The organism is Paenibacillus sp. 1182, from assembly GCF_017833915.1.
In the GTDB taxonomy this organism is placed as follows: domain Bacteria; phylum Bacillota; class Bacilli; order Paenibacillales; family Paenibacillaceae; genus Paenibacillus; species Paenibacillus polymyxa_D.
The window spans coordinates 101,108-109,564 of the sequence record NZ_JAFICR010000019.1 but is presented as its reverse complement, the minus strand read 5'-3'; the positions used below and the strand labels follow the sequence as shown (position 1 = coordinate 109,564).

Annotated in this window: 5 protein-coding genes and 1 riboswitch; of the genes, 4 read left to right on the top strand and 1 reads right to left on the bottom strand. The window is 46.7% G+C overall.

The genetic code is table 11. The annotated features are described in order from the left end of the window. On the top strand, positions 1–5,250 hold a 5,250-nt coding region (locus JOD82_RS27035; protein ID WP_209950306.1), incomplete at its 5' end, for a non-ribosomal peptide synthetase. Positions 5,251–6,085: 835 nt separating this feature from the next. Here JOD82_RS27035 and JOD82_RS27030 read toward each other — a convergent pair. Beyond that, entirely contained in the window at positions 6,086–6,724 is a 639-nt protein-coding gene (locus JOD82_RS27030) for a YczE/YyaS/YitT family protein (protein WP_069011474.1), read from the bottom strand. Between the two features lie 114 nt (positions 6,725–6,838). On the opposite strand from JOD82_RS27030, the gene JOD82_RS27025 reads away from it, so the two are divergent. From JOD82_RS27025 to JOD82_RS27015, 3 genes are all read left to right on the top strand, one after another. Beyond that, a complete protein-coding gene (locus JOD82_RS27025) occupies positions 6,839–7,291 on the top strand; it encodes a MarR family winged helix-turn-helix transcriptional regulator (RefSeq protein ID WP_029515334.1) in 453 nt (150 codons plus the stop codon). Between the two features lie 26 nt (positions 7,292–7,317). Then, positions 7,318–7,836 carry a spermidine/spermine N(1)-acetyltransferase gene (gene paiA, locus JOD82_RS27020; protein ID WP_069011473.1) on the top strand — a complete coding sequence of 173 codons (519 nt, stop codon included), beginning with the start codon at positions 7,318–7,320 and terminating at the stop codon, positions 7,834–7,836. Positions 7,837–7,921: 85 nt separating this feature from the next. Then, positions 7,922–8,018: riboswitch (guanidine-I (ykkC/yxkD leader) on the top strand. A gap of 95 nt (positions 8,019–8,113) precedes the next feature. After that, positions 8,114–8,455, top strand: coding sequence for a DMT family transporter (locus tag JOD82_RS27015; RefSeq protein ID WP_069011472.1), 342 nt, complete (start codon positions 8,114–8,116; stop codon positions 8,453–8,455). Positions 8,456–8,457 lie beyond the last annotated feature (2 nt).

Here is an 8,457-nt window from a genome sequence, read left to right as displayed (position 1 = left end):
GACGGCAACATTGAATATTTGGGCCGGATCGACCATCAGGTGAAAATCCGGGGTTACCGGATCGAGCTGGGCGAAGTCGAGGCACAAATTTTGAAAGTGGAGGATGTACAAGAGGTCATCGTACTGGCCCAGGCGGACGAACAGGGGCAAAACCAATTGGTGGCGTACTATGTTGCTGAAAGGGAAGTGAGCGCTGGTGAGCTGCGCAGCTTACTGGGCGAGGAGCTTCCAAACTACATGGTGCCTTCGTATTTGGTACAGCTGGAGCAGATGCCGTTGACACCGAACGGTAAAATCGACCGCAAGGCTCTACCAGCACCAGAAGACAGCCTGCAAAGCGTAGCCGACTATGTCGCACCGCGGACGTGGGTGGAAGTGAAGTTGGCGCAAATCTGGCAGGATGTGCTGGGCCTGGCGCAGGTCGGCGTGAAGGAAAACTTCTTCGAGATTGGTGGACATTCACTGCGGGCGACGACGCTCGCCTCGAGGATTCACAAGGAGCTGAACAAGCCGCTTCCATTGCGCAGTATTTTTGAAGCACCAACGATTGAGCAATTGGCAGTCGTACTGGAATATCTGGATCAAGTAACATATGCGTCCATTCCAGTAACGGAAGAACGCAACTTCTACCCGTTATCGTCGGCGCAAAAACGACTGTATGTGCTGCATCAGTTCGACCCGTATGATGTGAACTACAACATGCCGTCGGTGCTGCAAGTGAGCGGACCCCTGGATGTGAAGCGGGTAGAAAACGCGTTCCATCAATTAATCGCCCGTCATGCGACCTTGCGTACCCGCTTTGCACTAGTGGACAGTGAGCCAATGCAATGGATTGAGGACACTGTGCCGTTTGAATTGGAATATACAAAGGTACAGGCAGAAGCTGCGACTATGGGTACAGACCAGGACACAACCACGGATGCGGACACGATGGTCAGCCAGGAAGTACAAGAACGGGTGCGGCAGTTTGTACGACCGTTCGATCTGCAAGCTGCTCCGCTGCTGCGAGTAGGCTTGGTAGATTTGGGCGTACAAGGAACCGAGCAGGAACCGCAGCATTTACTCATGCTCGATATGCACCACATCGTTTCGGATGGCGTGTCCATGGGTGTACTGACCGATGAATTTGTCCGCTTGTACGACGGTGAAGAGCTATTACCATTGCGGATACAATACAAGGATTATGCGGTATGGCAGCAAAGCGAAGCCCATCAAGAGTGGATGCAACGTCAGGAAGCGTACTGGCTGGGCACCTTCCAGGGTGAGCTGCCAGTGCTGGATGTACCTACGGACTTTGCCCGTCCGGCGGTGCGAAGTACGGCAGGCGATACGGTGGTGTTCGGATTGGAACGTGAAGTCAGCGAACGGCTGAAAGAACTGGCGGCGTACACAGGCTCCACGCTGTATATGGTGCTGCTGGCAGCGTACACTGCACTCCTACACCAATACAGCGGGCAAGAAGATATCGTAGTCGGCACACCAATTGCCGGACGACCGCATGCCGATCTGGAGCCGATGATTGGGATGTTCGTCGGAACGCTGGCATTGCGGAACTATCCGACGTCAGAGCAAAGCTTCCGAAGCTATGTGGAGGATGTGAAGACGCGTGCCCTGCAAGCTTACGAGCACCAGGACTATCCGTTTGAGGAGCTAGTGGAAAAGCTGAACGTGAAGCGGGATATGAGCCGCCATCCGCTGTTCGATACGATGTTTACGCTGCAAACGACTGAGGAAGGCGAACTGCAACTGGCAAACCTGAGCTTCCGTCCATACGGCCTGGAACAAACGCCAGTCAAGTTTGATTTGATGATGGAAGCTAGAGAGGAAGAGGCAGGCATCCAGTTTGGATTGCAGTATGCAACTGCGTTGTACGAGCGCGAAACGGTAGAACGGATGACGCGTCACTTTGTTCGCTTGGTCGAAGCCGTGGCGGCGAATCCGGATGCGAAGCTGGGAGAGCTGGAGTTGATTACGGCGGAAGAAACCGAGCAGATTCTGAAGGTGTTCAATGATCCGAATGCACATAGCGTGCGTTGTGCTGAACACAGACAGGTGCAAGGCCATTCGCTCAGCGAACGCTTTGAAGAGCAAGCTGAGCGCAACCCTGAGCGGATAGCCGTTGTGTCTGGGGCCACCGCGCTGACCTACACTGAGCTAAATGAGCGTGCGAACCAATTGGCTCGTGTGTTACGAGCGGAAGGGGTCGAAGCAGATCAACCGGTGGGCGTATTGCTGGAACGTTCTGCGGATATTCTGGTGAGCATTCTGGGGGTACTGAAGGCCGGAGGCGCGTATGTGCCGATGGATACGATGTATCCACAGGAGCGCATCGACTACATGCTCCAAAACAGTGGGGCCAAGGTCGTGATTACAAGTAGAGTTGCCAACCTGTCGCTCAGCTTGCCATCCACAGTTCGAGCTGTAGTCTTGGATGACGAGGACGCTCAAGCTCAACTGGGAGCACAGGATGCGAGCAACCTGATCCCTATCGCCGGCCCGCATAACCTGGCCTATATGATTTATACGTCAGGCACCACCGGTCAGCCGAAAGGGGTCATGATTGAGCAGAGCAGTGTTAGCAATCTGGTAGATGCTTTATGGAAACGAGTATACAGTCGTTACGAACAGCCGCTTCATGTCGCATGGCTGTCAGCATTTGTATTTGACGCTTCGGTGAAGCAAATCTTTGCCAGCTTGCTGTTAGGCCACACCCTGCATGTGGTGTCCCGTGACGTCAGTCTGAGCGGAGAGCATTTGATCGCCTACTACCGCACACACCGGATTGATTTGTCGGACGGCACACCTGCGCATCTGCATATTTTGAATGAAAGTGTCAGTGTGACGGAAGCACCGGAAGTGAAGCATTACCTGATCGGTGGCGAAGCATTATCCGTGCAGCTGGTACATGTGTTCCTACACAAATGGGCCGGGTATCGTCCGGTGATTACGAACGTGTACGGTCCGACCGAAACGACGGTAGATGCGACCGCTTATACGATTGAAGATATGGAGTCCCTGAACGCACTGCTGGAAAAAGGGGAGCATACGGTATCTATCGGAACGCCGATCGCGAACCAGTCGGTGTACATCCTGAACAGCCAGCAACAGCTGGTACCGATCGGTATCGCAGGTGAACTCTATATCGGGGGTGCAGGTGTCGGACGAGGATACCTGAATCTGCCAGAGCTGACGGCAGAGAAGTTTGTCCTGAATCCGTTCGCTGTTGCGGCAGCAACCGATCAAGCGGACAGCACTTACGCACACCGAATGTACCGAACGGGCGACCTGGCCCGGTGGTTGCCAGACGGCAGCATTGAGTATTTGGGCCGGATTGACCACCAAGTGAAAATCCGGGGGTACCGGATCGAGCTGGGTGAGGTGGAAGCGCAGCTGCTGACCGTGGACGGCATTCAGAAAGCCATCGTCACAGCATGGGAAAACGAAGATGGACACAAGGATCTGTGTGCCTATATCATAGCTTCAGCGTCCCTGAGTTTGCCGGAGCTACGGAATGCGCTGCAGCCGAAGCTGCCCGATTACATGATCCCGACGTATGTGGTACAACTGGATCGTTTCCCGCTGACACCGAACGGGAAAATCGACCGCAAGGCGCTGCCGGCGCCGGAAGCACGCCTCGAAGGAGGCCTGGAGTACGTTGCACCGCGGACGCCGCTGGAAGCCAAGCTAGCCCAAATCTGGCAGGATGTCTTGAAGCTGTCCAGCGTAGGAGTCACCGACTCATTCTTTGACGTGGGTGGGCACTCCCTGCGGGCAACGACGCTGGTGGCCAAAATCCATCAGGAACTGGACAGCCGGATTACGCTGCGTGAGGTGTTCCAACACTTTACGATTGAGCAGCAAGCCCAGCTCATCGCAACGCACGGCACAGACACCTATACGGTGATTCCTGCGGCGGCGCAACAGGCGTACTACCCGGTTTCCTCGGCTCAAAAAAGACTGTACATTTTGAGCCATCTGGAAGGTGGGGATCTCAGCTACAATATGCCGGGTGTATTAACCGTGGAGGGGCCGCTTCAGGTCGATCGGCTGGAGGATGCGTTCCGTCAGTTAATAGCCCGCCATGAAACGCTGCGGACTTCTTTTGAAATGGTGGAAGGCGAGGTCGTTCAGCGGGTGTACGATCAAGTGGAGTTTGCAGTAGAGCACCTGCAGGCCAGGGAGTCCGAAGCCGATGCCTATATCGAGTCCTTTGTGCGCAGCTTTGACCTTCGTCAGGCACCACTGCTGCGTGTCCGTCTTCTTCAAACCGGACCAGAGCGCCATCTCCTGATGTACGATATGCACCATATTATTTCAGACGGTGTATCGTCGAACAATATCGTGCAGGAGCTGGTACAACTGTACGAAGGGCAGGAATTAGAGCCGCTGCAAATTCAGTACAAGGACTACGCCGTGTGGCAGCAGCAGGAGATGCAGCGTGAATCATACCAACGCCGGGAACACTTCTGGCTGGAGCATTTAGCCGGAGAATTGCCGGTACTGGATTTGCCAATTGCTTATCCTAGACCTGCTGTTCGCAGCTTCGAGGGTGCGATGTATGAATTTACAGTGGACGCGAATGTATCCGAGCAACTGCACCGAATTGCGGCACAGACCGGAAGTACACTGTACATGGTACTGTTGAGCGCCTACACCGTTCTGCTGTCCAAATACAGCGGTCAGGACGATTTGATCATCGGTACGCCGGTAGCAGGCCGCTTGTTGCCTGAGCTGGAGCCACTGATCGGAATGTTCGTCAATACGCTAGCCATCCGGCATCAGCCGAAGGGCAACCAAACGTTCCACAGCTACTTGCAGGAAGCCAGAGATCGTACGCTGCAAGCCTTCGAGCATCAGGATTATCCACTGGAAGAGTTGGTGGAAAAGCTGGATGTAACACGGGATGCAAGCCGTAACCCGTTATTCGACACCATGTTTGTACTGGAAAACACAGAGTCGCCGGAAGCGAAGCTTGAAACACTGTCCTTCAGCCCGTATGTTCGGGAGCATCGTATTTCCAAATTCGATTTGACTTTGTCTATGAGTGATGAAGATGGGGAGATGAAGGGTTCCTTTGAATATTGCACGAAGCTATTTGGGGCTGACGCTATTGAGAGATTAACCAGAGATTTGATAGCGATCCTGTCCCAGATTGGAATCGATCCAGATTTGCTGTTAAGCGATATTCAGGTGAACTCGGACGAGCAGCCGGAAGGCTTCTCACCGGATTCCATCGACTTTGTTTTCTAAATCCGTTTTCTAAAATGCAATGATTTCACTTTGCGTGTGCAGAGGGTGGCGGCTTGTCCGACTGCCTTGCCTGCAAAGTATTCTTTTTCCGACACAACGCTCATGTACTAACATTAAAAAAAATACAATTCCCTTTGAAAATTTAAGTATTATAAACAATTCGTCGAGTTTAGGTTGATTATGCACATTATATATTAGGGGAAGAGTATAAGATGGATTAGCTCCATTTTATATTCCGAATTGTTTAGATTATATAAAAGGTACCACTTTGAGTAAGCTCAATGAACTCTAACAAAAGAAGACCCGCGTTTCAATAACGCGGGTCTTCTTTTGTTAGAAATTGCTGGTTTGATTTATATGCAGTTTAAAGATCAATTTGATTAAACCATCATTTTAATTACGATAATTCCAATCAATGCAAGAATTAAGCCGAATATCTCTTGACGACTCATTTTTTCTTTTAGATAGAATTGAGACACGTTCTAAAAGTGTCCCTTTATTTTTTTGATTTTTTGTTTTGCTTCATTAAAAATTACATCTGTTGAAGAAGGAACTTGTCTAATCTTAATTACAAAGCCTATAAAACAAGATGGCCAGTATGCCCCATTGCCAGTCTTGATACTGTCCTACTTGCAGATCTCGCTTGTATCTAACAACGATAAGAGAGAGGATAATGATACAGAATCCGACTAGCTGCACTAAAACGGCGTCTCTTCCCAAAGCAAAGGAGCTAGCAGGATAACAAGCGCAGGCGTTAGTCCCGAAAAAAATGCTATGACTGAAGCTCGACCAAGACAAACTTAAGATCGAAACAAAGAGATATGAGCATCAAGCTTCAGTCTCTTTTATCTTTCTCATGATTTGGTGATGTAGCAGAGTGTGTTAATATGCGGTCAAGTATTTTTTTAGTAAATGGCATAAAGTAATTGAGTATTAGCCCCCCTAAACAAACGGTTAACAAGGTTCCAATGCCAATGGGTCCGTTTAAAAGGACTGCTATGATCAAGAATATAAGGTAGATGAATGTTCTCGAAAAAAATAGATTTGTTTTAGTTAATTCCTTTATGATTAATGTTAATCGATCAACTGGAATGGGTGCAAAATTTGTCTGTAAATATGTTGCAGTTCCTAATCCTACAACAACTAAACCAATTCCAAAACAAACAACTTTGCTGTACCATAGTTCAGGTGTTATCAAATTGTGCAGTAAAAAAAGCCACATATCAATACCAATACCCGTTATAAATGCTGTTAACAACCCCAAAACTTCTGGTGTTTGTCTTTTTAAAAGCGAATTACAACCTATCAATATTATAGCTATTATGATTTCCCAACTTCCCACAGTAAGCCCCACATTTATAGACAGTCCTACTAAAAGTGCATCAAAAGGTGAAGCCCCAAGGTCTGATTGTATAGTGAACGAAATTCCAAGGGATAATATAAAAATTCCTAATACGAAAAAAATATATTTCAATTTACTCGACCTCTTTAATATAATTTTTTGTTGCAAATGCAATAAAAATAAGGTAAATTCAATATATATCATTTTTATTGCATTTGCAACAAAACAGGGGTAAAGGAGTTCATTATGAAGGAAGTACTTCGTGAAATTGGAATGATCGCAAGAGCATTAGATTCTATAAGCAATATCGAATTTAAAGAATATGACCTTACAAAAGGACAATATTTATACCTTGTACGAATATGTGAAAACCCAGGAATCATTCAAGAAAAGTTAGCCGAGATGATAAAAGTAGATCGAACAACCGCATCTCGTGCTATAAAAAAACTTGTTATTAACGGATTTATTGAAAAGGAAGAGGATCAGCATAACAAAAAAATTAATAAACTCTTTCCAACAGAAAAAGGGAATAAAGTCTATCCTTTTATAAAAAGAGAACATGATTATTCGGATAATGTTGCATTAGCGGGATTTTCGGAAAGTGAAGTAAACACCATTTTTAATCTTCTTCAAAGAGTAAGAAAAAATATAGGTGATGAATGGGAATTTGTAAAAAAAGGGAACAAGAGAAATTATTGATTTACATGAAGGAGCGATAATTTAAAGTGACTGTAAAAATAATAAAGTGCAGCCGTGAAGATCTACAAATACTCCAAGAAATAAGTATTGAAACATTCAACGATACTTTTAAGGATCTGAATTCACCTGAAAATATGAAGGCCTATCTGGAAAGAGCATTTAACTTTAAACAGTTGGAGAAGGAATTGTCCAACGTCTCTTCAGAATTCTTTTTCATCTATTTCAATGAAGAACTTGCTGGATATTTAAAGGTAAATATAAATGAGGCCCAATCCGAAAAAATGGGTGGTGAGTCGCTCGAAATAGAGAGGATTTATATAAAAAACAAATCTCAAAAACAGGGGCTTGGTAAATATCTACTAAATAAATCTATGGAAATTGCGATGAAACATAATAAAAAGAAAATCTGGCTCGGTGTATGGGAAAAAAATGAAAACGCCATTGCTTTTTATAAGAAAATGGGGTTTGTTCAAACTGGCGCACACTCTTTTTATATGGGTGATGAAGAACAAATTGATTTCATAATGACCAAAACAATGATATAAGTTTAGGGAGATATACGAATTTTTATTGATTTTATATTGTGTTTTATTCACTAATATGTATAATGTTAACTATAAAATTGAATTCAAAAATGTTTTCTAGGGTTCCGCGATAATATCGGCTGGTCCGAGAGAAAACTCACAGTCGTCGTACTGTGCCACGGAGGGATAAAAGCCTGGGAGAAAAACTGCTGTATGCAGTATTCTCTCAGGCTTTTTTTTATTGCTGCTATAAATTCATACTACATTTGCAGCATTATCTAAAAGGAGGAAGCACAGAATGAACAAGACATGGTTATCTGTTGTAGTTGCGGCATTATTCGAAGTTGGATGGGTCATCGGCCTGAAACATGCCAGCGGCTGGTTAGAGTGGGGGGGCACTTTAGTTGCCATTTTAGTAAGTTTCATACTCATGATTATGACTTCCCGTACGCTTCCGGTAGGTACGGTGTATGCAGTATTTGTCGGATTGGGAACGGCCGGCACTGTATTAGCAGAAATTTTGTTGTTTGGTGCTGAGGTAAAGGGATCTAAATTGTTGCTAATCGGGGTGCTTCTGCTCGGAGTTGTAGGACTCAAAATACAGAGTAAAGAGAAGAAACAAGGAAAAGAGGTGCACTGACG

Coding starts and splice junctions, on each gene's coding strand:
- JOD82_RS27025 (WP_029515334.1), top strand. CDS start 6,839: ATGAAGGAAGTACTTCGTGAAATTGGAATGATCGCAAGAGCATTAGAT.
- JOD82_RS27015 (WP_069011472.1), top strand. CDS start 8,114: ATGAACAAGACATGGTTATCTGTTGTAGTTGCGGCATTATTCGAAGTT.